Below are 13635 nucleotides of genomic sequence, written 5' to 3' on the forward strand. Positions count from 1 at the left end.
TGGAGGCGCCGGCGAGCTGAGGGGTGCGTACGGTCCGGACGGGAATCAGTCCCGTCCGGACCGTTGACGGAGTGTCATGCCTCGCACAAGCATGGCTCGCAACCGCATCTGGGAGCGCTCCCACGGCGAGCGTCACCCGCACCTCCCCCGAGGAGTCCGGACGTGAAACGACGCAGAACCACCCTGTTGTCCCTGTCCGCCCTGCTGGCGGCGGGACTCACCGCACTCCCGGCCGCACCGGCAGGCGCCGACGAGGTCGAGCAGTTGGAGAACGGCACCTTCGACACCACCACCGAGCCATGGTGGACGACCAGCAACGTCACCGCGGGCCTGTCCGACGGACAGCTCTGCGCCGACGTACCGGGCGGCACCGCCAACCGCTGGGACGCCGCCGTCGGACAGAACGACATCACCCTGGTGCAGGGGGAGTCGTACCGGTTCTCCTTCACCGCCGACGGAACGCCCGAGGGACACGTGGTGCGCGCGCTCGTCGGCCTGTCGGCGGCGCCGTACGACACCTACTTCGAGGTGACGCCGGAACTGAGCGTCTCCGGCAACTCCTACGCGTACACCTTCACTTCACCCGTCGACACCCCCCAGGGCCAGGTCGCCTTCCAGCTCGGCGGCAGCGCGGACGACTGGCGCTTCTGCATGGACGACGTGTCGCTGCTGGGCGGTGTACCGCCCGAGGTGTACGAGCCGGACACCGGGCCACGTGTGCGCGTGAACCAGGTCGCCTATCTGCCCGCGGGCCCGAAGAACGCCACGCTCGTCACCGACGCGACCACGAGACTGCCCTGGCGGCTGAAGAACGCGAACGGTGCCGTGGTCGCCAAGGGCTGGACGGTCCCGCGCGGGACCGACGTCTCCTCCGCGCAGAACGTCCACTCGATCGACTTCGGCCGCTACCGCAAGAAGGGCGAGGGCTTCACGCTCGTCACGGACGGGGAAGCGAGCCGCCCCTTCGACATCGGCACCGCCGCCTATGAGCAACTGCGCCTCGACTCCCTGAAGTACTACTACACGCAGCGCAGCGGTATCGCGATCCGCGACGACCTGCGCCCGGGCTACGCCCGCCCCGCCGGCCACGTCGACGTCGCACCCAACCAGGGCGACGGCGCCGTACCCTGCCAGCCCGGCGTCTGCGACTACACCCTCGACGTCACCGGTGGCTGGTACGACGCGGGCGACCACGGCAAGTACGTCGTCAACGGCGGCATCTCCACCTGGGAGGTGCTGAGCACGTACGAACGCGCGAAGCTGGCCCGCACCGGGGAGCAGGAGAGGCTGCGCGACGGCACCCTCGCCATCCCGGAGAGCGGCAACAAGGTGCCGGACATCCTCGACGAGGCCCGCTGGGAACTGGAGTTCCTGCTGAAGATGCAGGTGCCCGAGGGGCAGCCGCTGGCCGGCATGGCGCACCACAAGATGCACGACGAGCAGTGGACGGGCCTGCCGCTGCTGCCCAGCGACGACCCGCAGAAGCGCGAGCTGCACCCGCCGACCACCGCGGCGACCCTGAACCTGGCGGCGACGGCGGCACAGGCGGCGCGTCTGTACCGGCCGTACGACCGGCAGTTCGCGGCGAAGGCACTCGCGGCCGCCCGCACGGCGTGGTCGGCGGCGCTCGCGCACCCCGACGTGTACGCCTCCGAGAGCGACGGCAACGGCGGCGGAACGTACGCCGACGACAACGTGACCGACGAGTTCTACTGGGCGGCCGCGGAGCTGTATCTCACCACGAGGGAGAAAGCGTTCGCGGACCACGTCCTGAACTCCCCGGTCCACACGGCCGACATCTTCGGCCCGATCGGCTTCGACTGGGCACGGACGGCGGCAGCGGGCCGCCTGGACCTGGCGCTGGTGCCGAGCAGGCTGCCGGGCCGGGACAAGGTACGGCGGTCGGTCGTCAAGGGCGCCGACCGTTACCTCGCCACGCTGAAGTCGCACCCGTACGGCATGCCGTACGCCCCGGACGACAACATGTACGACTGGGGCTCCAGCCACCAGATCCTCAACAACGGCGTCGTGCTCGCCACCGCGTACGACCTCACGGGCGCCTCGAAGTACCGGGACGGCGCGCTGCAGACCATGGACTACCTCTTCGGCCGCAACGCGCTGAACATCTCGTACGTCACCGGCTACGGCGAGGTCAGCTCCCAGAACCAGCACGCCCGCTGGTACGCCCACCAGCTCGACCCGAGCCAGCCGAACCCGCCGAGGGGCACACTGGCCGGCGGACCGAACTCAAGCATCCAGGACCCCTTCGCACAGAGCAGACTCCAGGGCTGCGTCGGCCAGTTCTGCTACATCGACGACATCCAGTCCTGGTCGACCAACGAGCACACCATCAACTGGAACGCGGCCCTGACCCGGATGGCGTCCTTCGTGGCGGATCAGGGCTGAGGCCCTCGCGCTCCACCGGTTCCCCCGGCCGCTCGTGGGCGGTGAGGGTGTGGAGCGTGGCCTGATCGAGCGGCTGGTGCACCTCGACGTACTCACCGTGCGGCAGCCGCTTGATCAGGCCGGTCTCCCGGCCGTGCAGGACCTTCTCCCGGTCGCGGAGCCGGAGGCCCAGACAGATGCGCCGCGTCACGACGAACACGACGACGGGGACGACGAGAAGCGCGACCCGGCACACCCAGGTGATCGTGTTCACCGACAAGTGGAAGCGGGTGGCCACGATGTCGTTGCCGCCGCCCGCGAGCAGGATCAGGTACACGCTGATCCAGGCCGTGCCGATCGCCGTGCGGACCGGCCGGTTGCGGGGCCGGTCGAGGAGATGGTGCTCGCGCCTGTCGCCCGTGATCCGGGCCTCGATGAACGGGTAGACACCGATGAACACGAGCAGCAGCGGGAAGACGACGATCGGGATGAACACCCCGAGGACGAGCGTGTGCCCCCACAGGGTGATCTCCCAGCCGGGCATGATCCGCACCAGGCCCTCCGCGAAGCCCAGGTACCAGTCCGGCTGGGCGCCCGTCGACACCTGGTCGGCCCGGTAGGGGCCGTACGCCCACACGGGGTTGATCGTCGCGATCGCGGCGATGAGCGCGATCACGCCGAAGACGAGGAAGAAGAAGCCGCCCGCCTTCGCCATGTACACCGGCATGAACGGCGCGCCCACGACGTTCCGTTCGGTCTTCCCGGGCCCCGCGAACTGGGTGTGCTTGTGGTACACGACCAGCACCACATGGAGGACCACCAGCGCCGCCATGACACCCGGGATCAGCAGAACGTGGAGCGAGTAGAGGCGCGCCACGATGTCCTCGCCCGGGAACTCCCCGCCGAACAGGAAGAACGAGAGATACGTGCCGACGACCGGCACCGACAGGAGCGCGCCGTCCAGGAACCGCAGCCCCGTCCCCGACAGCAGGTCGTCCGGCAGCGAGTAGCCGAACAGCCCCTCGAACAGGCCGAGGAACAGCAGCGTCCAGCCGAACAGCCAGTTCACCTCACGGGGCTTGCGGAACGACCCCGTGAAGAAGTGCCGCATCATGTGCACCAGCATCCCGGCCACGAAGATCAGCGCCGCCCAGTGGTGCATCTGCCGGATCAGCAGCCCGCCGCGCACGTCGAAGCTGATGTCGAGGGTCGAGGCGTACGCCTCCGACATCCGCACGCCGTTCAGCGGGACGTAACTGCCCTGGTACGTCACCTCGTTCATCGACGGGTGGAAGAAGAGGGTGAGGTAGACGCCGGTGAGGATCAGCACGACGAAGCTGTAGAGGCAGATCTCGCCCAGGAGGAAGGACCAGTGGTCCGGGAAGACCTTGCGGAGGTACTGCCGGCCGAGCTTGTACACGCCGAGGCGGCCGTCGAACCAGTCGGCGGCGCGCTCACCGGAGGAGGCCTTGCCGGTCCGCGCGGTGCGCTGTTCGGTCGCCGTCATTCCCGCTCCCCTTCTCCGTCCTGGTGCAGATGCGCGAGCTTGTCGGGGTTGGTGACGACGTAGACACCGGCGACCCGGTCGCCCTCCGGAGTCAGGTCCATCACCATCACGGCGTACGGCGAGTCGCCCTCGAAGACCACCGCGGAGTCGTCGCCGTTGACGCTCCGATAGCGGATGTCGAGGCCCGCACCGCGCCGGCTCGCGTAACCGGCCAGCAGGCGGGCCGCCTTGTCGCGGCCCTGGACCGGGCGCAGGCCGGCCGGGCGCGCCTTGCCGCCGCCGTCCGTCCACACCGTGACGTCCGGCGCGAGGATCTCCATCAGCGCGGCGATGTCCCCGCCGAGCGCCGCCGCCACGAACCGCTCGGTCGCCTCCCGCCGTACGCGCGGATGGGCCCGGTAGAGCGGACGGCGGGCATGCACGTGCCCGCGGGCACGGTGCGCGAGCTGCCGTACGGCCGCGGGGGTGCGGTCGATGATCTCCGCGATCTCCGTGTGGGCGTATCCGAAGACCTCGTTGAGGACGAACACCGCCCGCTCCAGCGGGGTCAGCGACTCCAGGACCACGAGCATCGCCAGCGACACCGACTCGGTGCGCAGGGTGTGCTCGGCGGAGTCGTCACAGGCCTCGTCGATGAGCGGTTCCGGGAGCCAGGGGCCCACGTAGGTCTCGCGGCGGCGGGTCACGGCGGCCCGTTTCGCCAACGCGTGGTTCACCGCGATGCGGACGAGATACGCGCGTGGGTTGGCGATCCCGTCCAGCGGGTCGTCGGCCCGCCGTCCCGTCCACGACAGCCAGGTGTCCTGGAGTACGTCCTCGGTGTCGGCGACACTGCCGAGCATGTTGTAGACGACCGCGAACATCAGTTCCCGGTGGTCGACGAACACCTGGTTCGCCGTGTCGGACCGGTTCCCGGGCATGCCTCTCCTCCTCGTGCGCGCTCACTACTGCGAGCCGTGGAGGAGGGCCGAGTGTGACGTCGTACGGCGAAAAGTGACGTACGTCTCATCGGTGTACGTGTCATCGACGGGATCTGCGCCGAGCGGTCCTGCCCGGCCGCGTGGCAGCGGGCCGGCAAGGTGTCCAACTCGGCGGCCGGAGCGGTCCAGTCGGTCCGGTCCACGCGTCGGCGGGCTTCCGTGAGGTGCGCGCGACCGGCGGTGTCCGGACATCGCGTTCGGCGCCCCGGCGACCCTTGGCGGTACCGCATCGCACAGCTATTGACCTGTGCGTATTTACGAGTAAGTACCCGAGAGGTACCGTGAGAGCATGCCAGCTCTGAATGTGGAGTTCAGCGACCGCGAGCTAGAGGATCTGCGGCAGATCGCCAAGGAGCGCGGTACGTCGATGAAGGCGCTCGTGCGCGAGGCGGCCGCGGCCGACATAGTGCGGCACCGGGCGCTGAAGGAGGGCGCCGAGGCCTTCCGCCGGTTCTTCACGGCGCACGCGGACGAATTCGCCGCCGCGTTCCCCGACGACGAGCCGGCCGCCAGAAGCGCGGGGCGGGCCCTCTGACCGATGGCTCCTCCCGTCATCCACATCGACGTGCCCTGGCTGCTGCAGCGCCACGAAGAGGTGCTGCCCGACCAGCCCACGGTCAACGACTTCTCCGCGCTCGTCGCCGCCGTGGCGCGGCATCGCGTCGACCCGCCCCGCCTCGGCGTCGACTCCGACCCGGCGTGGCGAGCCGCGGCACTCCTGCACACCCTGGCTGTCCTCAAGCCCCTGCCGGCCGCCAACGCCCGCTTCGCCTGCGCGACCGCCGTGGCCTACATGTTCGTGAGCGGCGTCGGCATCGACCCTCCGTACGGCGCGCTCGTCGACCTCGCGCGTGATCTGATCTCCGGCAAGGTGGACGTCTACGGCGCGGCGGACCGGCTGCGCTCCTGGCAGATCTGAGCCATGTGGGCCATGTGGGCCAAGGGGGCAACGACCCGGTTCCAGAAGGAAGTCGGGCGGACGACCCGCCCTCGGGGCCGCCGACCGAGGGCGGGAGTATCGGGGTCGGCGGCCCGTTTCGCACAGGAGAGCCGCCGTCCTGCGCGGGGCCTGATGAGTGGCCGCCTCCATTCGACACGGGCGCCCCGTACGCCGGGAGCGTGCGAAGACCGCCGGCGCGTGCGTCCGGTTCACACGGGGCGCCAAGCGGTCTCGGGGAAGACTTCGCCAATCCGTGCGCGCCACGTAAAAACGTGCGCGCCGTGCGAGTTGCGCTCGGCCCGCCGGGCGTGTCGTCCATACCCGGCTGGGTGCCTCGTTCGGCGTGTCTGACCTTCCATCAGTGGGGGTCATGTTGCCCAAGTGCCTTGTTAGCCGTGAGTAACTTGTGCAAGGGTGAACTTCCGGCGCATGGGTTATGGCCAGGTCTGAATCGCCGCCAGGCATTTCGGTTCGTCGACGGGCTCAAAAGGCCCGGTGGCGTTGGTCATGGCGCGGCCTCAGTCCCCGAGCCGCCTTCCCGGCGCTCCGCCAAAAGGTCCGCACCAACCCGGAGACCCTTTTGTCGACCCGGAACTCTGTGTGCCATCTTGCGCCTCGGAAGGAAACCGCTCTGTGCACACCCCCCACCCTCCTCGCCCTTCTTATGCGCCGCGCCCCGGTGTGGCCCCCGGGGAATCGGATGAGAACCTCGCGGTTCAGCTGAGAGGCCGGCCGGAGAGCGAGGCCGGCGACCCCGTCGCGGTTCTGATGGCCCGGCACTGGCAACCCGCGTACGAGTACGCGGTCATATGCCTCGCCTCTTCGGCGAGCGTCGCTTCGATGGTCGCGGCCGCCTCCTTCCACCGGGTGCTGGAGCGGCTGATACAGGGCGAGTCGGGCACCGCCCTGAGGCCCCGACTCCTCGTGACCGTCAGGGACATGGTGAAGGAGTGGTCGGCGGACGAACGCATATCCGGGGTTCTGCACGACCTGAGAAAGCCCGCCGGGGGCCGGGGTATGCGGGCGGCGAAGTCCATGACTCCCGAAAATCGGAAGCTCGCCGAGCGGTCATTCCAGACTCTCCCGGGGCTCGCCCAGTGCCTGTTGTGGCACACCGAGGTGGAGGCCGAACCGATAACCATTCCCGCCAGTCTGCTGGGCATGGATCCCGACACCGCGTCGGCTTCCCTCGAGCAGGCGCGCGAACAATTCCGGCAGGGCTGTGTACGCGCCCACCGGGAACTCGCGCCGACCAAGGATTGCCGCTTCTACAACCGGCTGCTGGACGTCCCGATTCGCCGCGGCGGCGCCTTGCTGCCGGATGTCCAACAGCATCTGCTGGAGTGCCGCTACTGCCGTTACGCCGCCGAGCAGCTCAGCCATTTCGAGGGTGGACTGGGCGGTCTGCTCGCCGAGGCCGTGCTCGGCTGGGGCGCCCGGCGCTATCTCGACTCCCGCCCCGACCGCGCCGCGTCCCTGAAGGGGACACGCGCGGGCGGCCGGCGTCCGGGCACCGGCGGCCGGCACCGGCTGCTGTCGAAGATCCCCGCCCAGCGCCGCGGTCCGTCGTCCGCGCAGCGGAGCGCGCAGCGGAACACGAAGGCCCTCCTTGCCGGAGTCGGCATCGCCTCGGGCGCCCTCCTCGCCACCGTTCTCGCCGTCGCCCTGTGGTCCGACGACGGCAGCGGCGCCGACCCCGCCGCCTCGACCGGCGCGTCCGGCGGCCGCAGTACGGCACCCGCTCCCGGCGCCGAGCCGCCGGACGAGTCCTCGGCGCCGACCACCTCCGCGGGGCTCCCCGCGGTCCCCGGCCAGACCCGGCTGCGCAACCTCGATGCCGATCTGTGCCTCGACATCCAGGGCGGCAGGGCGAAGGACGGCGCCGCGACCGAACTCGCGGCGTGTTCCTCCGCCCCGACCCAGCAATGGATGTACGAGGAGGACGGGCTGCTGCGCAGCGTCGCCGACCCCGAGCTGTGCCTCGACTCGCATGTGGACGCCGGCGTGGTCGTGCTGGGACCGTGCGTCGCCGAACGGCACGAGCGCGGTGACGACGTGCGCTACGACCTCACCGTGCAGGGCGAGTTGCTGCCCCGCTGGGAGGAGTCGCTCGCCGTCGCGCCCGTCACCGATGGCCGCGGAGCGGACGTCGTGGTGAAGGTCCGCGACGGCTCGGACGAGCAGCGCTGGATGACCGACGCCGCGACCGCCACCCCCGAGTCCCTCTCGATAGCGGGCACCGGCAGGCCCGTACCGACGGCCGTCACCGAGACGCCGCCGCCCGCCGCCGAAGAGCCCGACACGCCGGACGCGGAACCGTCCCGTGACCCGGAGACGACCGCCTCGCCGGAGGCGGAGGGCATGATCATGGCCGTCGGCGACACGACGAGCGACGACACGGGCGAAGACACAACCGACGCCACACCCGACGCCACAACCGACGGCGCGACCGACGACGTGACGGACGGCCCCGGCTCCATACCCGTGCTGCCGGTGACCGCGCTCCTGCCCGGCCTCTTCCCGGGAAGCGGCCTGTAGGACTCCGGACCCGGACAAGGAGCCCACGTGCCGAGCCCGTGGGCCGTGCGGGGCGTCCCCGCCCAGGGCGCCCCGCGAACAGCCCCTCGTCCGGGGTGTGTCCGTCAGCCGCTGTCGTGCTCCAGGTCGTCCGGGCCGGGGGCGCCGGGGCCGGCATGTCCGGTCAGGGCGAGGGTCAGGTCGAACTCGGCGAGCAGACACCGGATCACGTGCTCGACGCCCGCCTGCCCGTCGAGGGCGAGGCCGTACACGTACGGACGTCCCACGAGTACCGCATCGGCACCCAGTGCGAGGGCCTTGAACACGTCGTCGCCCGTGCGGATCCCGCTGTCGAAGAGGACGGTCAGCCGGTCGCCCGCCGCCGCGGCCACCCGTGGCAGCGCGTCGGCCGCCGCCACGGACCCGGCCACCTGACGGCCCCCGTGGTTGGAGACGACCACGCCGTCCATGCCGGCCTCCGCGGCGAGCCGGGCGTCGTCCGGGTGCAGGACGCCCTTCAGAACGATCGGCCCGTCCCAGTTCTCCCGCAGGAACGCCAGGTCCGGCCAGGTCCTGCCGGGATCGCCGAACATGCCGAGGAAGTGCAGCACGGCCGCGTTCGGGTCCTCGTGCACCGGCTTGGCCAGGCCCGCCCGGAACGCCGGGTCGGAGAAGTAGTTGGCGGTGCCGACGCCGTGCAGGAACGGCAGATACGCCCGCTCCAGGTCATGCGGCCGCCAGCCCAGCAGCGGCGTGTCGAGGGTGACGAGCAGCACCGAGTACCCGGACGCCTTCGCCCGGTTCAGGAAGCTCCGCGCCACCTCACGGTCCTTCGCCCAGTACAGCTGGAACCAGCGCTCCGTGTCCCCCATCACCTCCGCGACCTGCTCCATCGGCGTACTGGACGCCGACGACAGGACATACGGCACTCCCTGCGCTGCGGCGGCACGCGCGGCCGCGGGCTCCGCGTCCGGGTGCACGATCGACAACACGCCCACCGGCGCCAGCGCCAGCGGCGCGGGCAGCGCGCGGCCCAACACCTCGACGGACAGGTCGCGTTCCCGCACGTCGCGCAGCACGCGGGGCACGATCCTGTGCCGCTGGAACGCGGCCCGGTTGGCGCGGACCGTACTGCCGTCGCCCGCGCCGCCCGCCACATAGCCGGCCGGCCCGGCCCCGAGCCGCCGCTCGGTCAGCTCCTCCAACCGGGTCAGGTCGGCGGGCAGCCGCGGTACGGCGCCCCCCAGCCCGTGCAGATAGATCTCGTACTGGAAATCCGCCCAGTGCTTCGCCATCCGTACGTCCCGCCTCTCACCGATGAGACCGCGCTGTACGCCGACGATCCTGACGGGCGGGACCGGGCCCGTCCACCGTTCTAGGAGGTCAGTTGCCCTCGACGGCCAACGCGGTGGACGCGTCCTCGGGCCGCGCCCCCGGCCCGCTGATCGGTGGCACCGGCACGTCGGCCGTACGGGAGATCACTGTTCGTAGGGCCGGGCGTCCTCCTGCCCGGATTCCTGGTCGCCCGGCGTGTCCTGCGGCTCCGCGTCCGCGTCCGGCCCCTGAGCCCGTACACGCTGCACATGCTCCAGTGACTCCCGCAGCTCGGTGAGCCAGTCGTCGGTGTGGCGCTGGACGAGGCGTACGCACCAGGCGAGGGCGTCGCTGCGGCTGCGGGCGACACCAGAGGCGACGAGCGTGTCCAGCACCTGGCGTTCGGGCTGCCGCAGCCGGGTCATCACGGGCGCCGCGACATGGGTGAACCGGGCGCGCTCGCCCGCGCACTCCACGCCCCAGGAGACCTTCTTGCGGAACCGGTGCTCCGCCTCGCGCGCCACCTCGATCCTGTCCTCGCGGGTGCGCTCGCGGAACTCCTGGATACGGGCCTCCACGGCCGCCTCCCGCTCGGCGGCCGAGACACCCTCCGCGAGCCGGGGTTCGGGGATGCGGCCGATGACGGTGATCTCCTCGCGGTCGACGATCACGTCCACCAGGCCGTCGAACAGGTCGTCGGGCAGCCGGCCGGTGAACCAGCCGCGCAGCTTCTCATGCTGCTCTTTTGTAATCATGTAATGAAAATTACTCAACCGCTCCATGAACACAAGGGGAGCGGTCAGAGGTCCGCCGGGAGCTGAACCGGAATGTTTCAGGCCGATTGCCGAGCCATGCGAATCCAGCCAGTTGAACACCCCGGACGATCAACAACCGCTCAGCTGTGGGGTTTGCATGTTCGAATTCTGTGACTTCACGCCACTGATTGAATACTGAAAGTTACCGAAACGCGTGGGGTGGGGGTGAAATCCGATGCCGGACTCGGCAGACTCGCGCTCGCCGATCCGGCACCCGCCCGGACCGACCGCGTCGCACGACGACGGGAGGCGGTCCGGTGCTCAACCCTCAGCGGAAGGATGCACACCATGCCGAACACCGCGCGCTGGGCAGCGACCCTGACCCTCACGGCCACCGCCGTCTGCGGCCCCTTCGCGGGCACCGCCCTCGCCGCCCCCGAACCCGCCGCGTCGAGCCTCTACGCCCCCTCGGCCCTGGTGCTCACCGTGGGCCACGGCGAGACCGCGGCCGCCGTCACTCCCAAGCGCGCGGTCACCCTGAGCTGCGCTCCGAGGCCCTCCGGCACGCACCCGGACCCCGCCGCGGCCTGCGCCGAACTCCGGGCGGCCGACGGGGACTTCGACGCGCTGTCGGACAGAGGCGAGGCGCTGTGCACCAAGGAGTACGACCCCGTCGTCGTCACCGTCGACGGCGTCTGGCAGGGCCGGCGCGTCGCCCTTGAGCGCACCTTCGCCAACGAGTGCGTGAAGAGCTCCTCCGGGATCGCCGTCTTCACGTTCTGAGGAACCGGGGTCGCGCGGTCCCCGTGAATGGCGCATGCGGGTTCGCAACTGGGGAGTGCGAGTCCTGTCGCGGGGTACCACGCGATCTCCGCACCGGGGGTCGGCCGCAGAGTGGGGCTGTCGGCCGACCCCCGGGATTCAGTCCTGCTCGATGCTCCAGCGCCCCACCTCGCGATAGCCGGAGTCGTATACGACCGACCCGTCCCCGGGCTTGAGCTCGTAGTGGTGGAGGTTCCCGCCCCAGTAGCGCAGGATCCGGCTCAGCTCCTGGACGACAGTGCCCTCGTTCCAGTCGGCTCCGCCCAGGTCGACTTCGAGATGGAATTTCACGTAACGCGCCTCCACTTCCGGATCGTCCCGGCGCCTCGTGGCACCTCCTTCAATCGTTTCATTGAACTCCTACTTGAGGCTTGGGCCGCCTTCGCAGGCCACGAGGCCGTCGCCGCCGGACGCCGCGAACGCGTGGTGCGGTCGTCAACTCCCGTTTCTGTCCGAAGTGTTGACCGTCTTCTGGAAACGTTTTAACTTCCCTTCACCCGACACCCAGAGGTGAGGAGGCTCCGTGGCAGCGTTGCTACGGGAGCGCACAGGTAGGACGCCGGTGAGCCCTTCCCGCCGCCGTCCACCCCGCGCTCGTACGAAGCAAAAAGGTTTTCAGAGCCGCAGGAGCCGGACTCTGTTCCTGCTCATGCTGCCCGGGCTCGCGTACTTCCTCGTGTTCCACTACGGCGCGCTGGCGGGCAACGTCATCGCGTTCAAGGACTACGTGCCCTTCGACGGCATCTGGGGCAGCCAGTGGGTCGGCCTCGGCAACTTTCAACGGATGTTCGAGGACGGCGCGTTCTGGGACGCGACCCTCAACACCGTCTGGATCGCGGTCCTCCAGCTCGTCTTCTACTTCCCCGTGCCGCTCGCACTCGCACTGCTGCTGCACACCCTCACCTGGAGCACGGTCCGCCGCTTCGTGCAGTCGGTGGCGTATCTGCCGCACTTCATCTCATGGGTGATCGTGGTCGCCCTGTTCCAGCAGGTCCTCGGCGACACCGGCGTGTTGAACGGCTACCTCGGCGACGCGGGACTGCACAGCGTCGACATCATCGGCAACCCCGACGCCTTCAAACCGCTCGTCGTCGCCCAGGTCATCTGGAAGGACGCCGGCTGGGGCACGATCATCTTCCTCGCCGCGCTCTCCCAGGTCGACGAGCAGCAGTACGAGGCCGCCGCCATCGACGGCGCCGGACCCTGGCGGCGCTTCTGGCACGTCACCCTGCCCGCGATCCGCCCGGTGATCATCCTGCTGCTCATCATGCGGCTCGGCGACATCCTCTCCGTCGGCTTCGAGCAGATGCTGCTCCAGCGCGACGCGGTGGGACCGGAGGCCGCGGAGATCATCGACACCTTCGTCTACTACCAGGGCATCGTCGGCGGCGACTACGGATTCGCCGCCGCCGCGGGCCTGTTCAAGGGCGTGATCGGCGCCCTGCTCGTCTACGCCGCCAACAAGGTCGCCCACCGGCTCGGCGAACAGGGGGTCTACAAGTGAGCGCCCATGTCCGGCCCGGCTGGATGGAGAAGCCGAAGCCCGTCACCCAGGCCGCCAAGGCCCTCGCCCTGACCACGGTAGTGCTGCTGGTCTGCGTACCGTTCCTGATCATCCTGTCGACCTCGCTCGCCTCCCAGCGCGAGGTGATCGCCAACGGCGGCTGGGTGCTGTGGCCCCAGGACCCGACCCTCAAGGCGTACGAGGACATCCTCGACGGCGGCATCGTCACCCACGCCCTCGGCGTCAGCACGGGCGTGACCGTGCTCGGCACCCTGCTCAGCCTCGCCTGCACGGTGACTCTCGCCTACGCCCTGTCCCGCCCCGGGGTCTTCGGCGGTAAGCCCGTGCTGCTGCTCGTTCTGTTCACCTTCCTCTTCCCACCGGGCATGATCCCGAGCTTCCTGCTGGTCAAGGAACTCGGACTGCTCGACTCGTACGCCTCGCTGGTCCTGCCCGTCCTGGTCAACGTCTTCAACCTGGTCGTCCTGCGCGGCTTCTTCCAGGGCATCCCGGAGGAACTGTACGAGGCGGCGCGGTTGGACGGCGCCGGGGACTGGCGGGTGCTGTGGTCGGTCGTGCTGCCGCTGTCCAAGGCGGCGCTCGCCGTCGTCGGCCTCTTCTACGCGGTCGCGTACTGGAACTCCTGGTTCTACGCCTCCCTGTACCTGGAGAGCGACCACTGGCCGCTGCAACAGGTGCTGCGCACCTATGTGGTCGCCGGGTCCGGGCTCACCGACACGACGACCGGCGAGGCAACCGTGAACGCGCCGCAGACCGTGCAGATGGCGGTGCTGGTGATCGCCACCGTGCCGATCCTGCTCGTCTACCCGTTCCTGCAGAAGTACTTCACGAAGGGCGTGCTCACCGGCGCCATCAAGAGCTGACGACCGAACCAGAGCTGACATCTCATC

Annotated in this window: 12 protein-coding genes; 7 read left to right on the top strand and 5 right to left on the bottom strand. The window is 69.9% G+C overall.

What is annotated here, in order from left to right:
* Positions 1-162: 162 nt before the first annotated feature.
* Positions 163-2406 (top strand): glycoside hydrolase family 9 protein, encoded by a 2244-nt coding sequence (locus tag ACWD3C_RS08910; protein WP_451141629.1) that lies wholly within the window; start codon positions 163-165, stop codon positions 2404-2406.
* Here ACWD3C_RS08910 and qcrB read toward each other — a convergent pair.
* Both qcrB and sigJ read right to left on the bottom strand, forming a co-directional pair.
* Entirely contained in the window at positions 2351-3892 is a 1542-nt protein-coding gene (gene qcrB, locus ACWD3C_RS08915) for a cytochrome bc1 complex cytochrome b subunit (RefSeq protein ID WP_451141631.1), read from the bottom strand. The two genes, ACWD3C_RS08910 and qcrB, sit on opposite strands and share 56 nt — an antisense overlap.
* Positions 3889-4812, bottom strand: coding sequence for an RNA polymerase sigma factor SigJ (sigJ, locus tag ACWD3C_RS08920; protein WP_451141633.1), 924 nt, complete (start codon positions 4810-4812; stop codon positions 3889-3891). Before sigJ ends, qcrB begins: the two co-directional genes overlap by 4 nt.
* Before the next feature lie 349 nt (positions 4813-5161).
* On the opposite strand from sigJ, the gene ACWD3C_RS08925 reads away from it, so the two are divergent.
* The 3 genes from ACWD3C_RS08925 to ACWD3C_RS08935 all read left to right on the top strand — a co-directional run bounded on the left by ACWD3C_RS08925 (position 5162) and on the right by ACWD3C_RS08935 (position 8350).
* Entirely contained in the window at positions 5162-5407 is a 246-nt protein-coding gene (locus ACWD3C_RS08925) for a hypothetical protein (RefSeq protein WP_451141635.1), read from the top strand.
* Positions 5408-5410: 3 nt separating this feature from the next.
* On the top strand, positions 5411-5791 hold the full coding sequence (locus tag ACWD3C_RS08930) for a toxin Doc (protein ID WP_451141636.1): 381 nt from the start codon (positions 5411-5413) through the stop codon (positions 5789-5791).
* Between the two features lie 654 nt (positions 5792-6445).
* Positions 6446-8350, top strand: a complete 1905-nt coding sequence (locus ACWD3C_RS08935; RefSeq protein ID WP_451141638.1) for a ricin-type beta-trefoil lectin domain protein — start codon at positions 6446-6448, stop codon at positions 8348-8350.
* Positions 8351-8454: 104 nt separating this feature from the next.
* Here ACWD3C_RS08935 and ACWD3C_RS08940 read toward each other — a convergent pair whose 3' ends face one another.
* Both ACWD3C_RS08940 and ACWD3C_RS08945 read right to left on the bottom strand, forming a co-directional pair.
* On the bottom strand, positions 8455-9624 hold the full coding sequence (locus ACWD3C_RS08940) for a lactate 2-monooxygenase (protein WP_451141640.1): 1170 nt from the start codon (positions 9622-9624) through the stop codon (positions 8455-8457).
* A gap of 183 nt (positions 9625-9807) precedes the next feature.
* The gene (locus tag ACWD3C_RS08945) at positions 9808-10398 is read right to left on the bottom strand and encodes a hypothetical protein (protein WP_451141642.1); all 591 of its coding nucleotides are present in this window, start codon (positions 10396-10398) and stop codon (positions 9808-9810) included.
* Between the two features lie 348 nt (positions 10399-10746).
* Between ACWD3C_RS08945 and ACWD3C_RS08950 the strand changes: the two genes are divergently transcribed.
* Positions 10747-11181 (top strand): protease inhibitor, encoded by a 435-nt coding sequence (locus tag ACWD3C_RS08950; RefSeq protein ID WP_451141644.1) that lies wholly within the window; start codon positions 10747-10749, stop codon positions 11179-11181.
* Between the two features lie 138 nt (positions 11182-11319).
* On the opposite strand, the gene ACWD3C_RS08955 is transcribed toward ACWD3C_RS08950, so the two are convergent.
* Positions 11320-11511 carry a hypothetical protein gene (locus ACWD3C_RS08955; protein WP_451141646.1) on the bottom strand — a complete coding sequence of 64 codons (192 nt, stop codon included), beginning with the start codon at positions 11509-11511 and terminating at the stop codon, positions 11320-11322.
* Between the two features lie 358 nt (positions 11512-11869).
* Here ACWD3C_RS08955 and ACWD3C_RS08960 point away from each other — a divergent pair, with 358 nt between their 5' ends.
* Positions 11870-12724: an ABC transporter permease gene (locus tag ACWD3C_RS08960; protein WP_451141648.1), complete on the top strand. Its 855-nt coding sequence runs from the start codon at positions 11870-11872 to the stop codon at positions 12722-12724.
* On the top strand, positions 12721-13608 hold the full coding sequence (locus ACWD3C_RS08965; RefSeq protein WP_451141650.1) for a carbohydrate ABC transporter permease: 888 nt from the start codon (positions 12721-12723) through the stop codon (positions 13606-13608). Before ACWD3C_RS08960 ends, ACWD3C_RS08965 begins: the two co-directional genes overlap by 4 nt.
* Positions 13609-13635: the final 27 nt, after the last annotated feature.

Source organism: Streptomyces sp. NPDC002845 (genome assembly GCF_053591955.1).

Bases quoted from the DNA above. Each gene is read 5' to 3' on its own strand.
- qcrB (WP_451141631.1), bottom strand. From the start codon at position 3,892: ATGACGGCGACCGAACAGCGCACCGCGCGGACCGGCAAGGCCTCCTCC.
- sigJ (WP_451141633.1), bottom strand. From the start codon at position 4,812: ATGCCCGGGAACCGGTCCGACACGGCGAACCAGGTGTTCGTCGACCAC.
- ACWD3C_RS08925 (WP_451141635.1), top strand. From the start codon at position 5,162: ATGCCAGCTCTGAATGTGGAGTTCAGCGACCGCGAGCTAGAGGATCTG.
- ACWD3C_RS08930 (WP_451141636.1), top strand. From the start codon at position 5,411: ATGGCTCCTCCCGTCATCCACATCGACGTGCCCTGGCTGCTGCAGCGC.
- ACWD3C_RS08940 (WP_451141640.1), bottom strand. From the start codon at position 9,624: ATGGCGAAGCACTGGGCGGATTTCCAGTACGAGATCTATCTGCACGGG.
- ACWD3C_RS08945 (WP_451141642.1), bottom strand. From the start codon at position 10,398: ATGATTACAAAAGAGCAGCATGAGAAGCTGCGCGGCTGGTTCACCGGC.
- ACWD3C_RS08950 (WP_451141644.1), top strand. From the start codon at position 10,747: ATGCCGAACACCGCGCGCTGGGCAGCGACCCTGACCCTCACGGCCACC.
- ACWD3C_RS08960 (WP_451141648.1), top strand. From the start codon at position 11,870: ATGCTGCCCGGGCTCGCGTACTTCCTCGTGTTCCACTACGGCGCGCTG.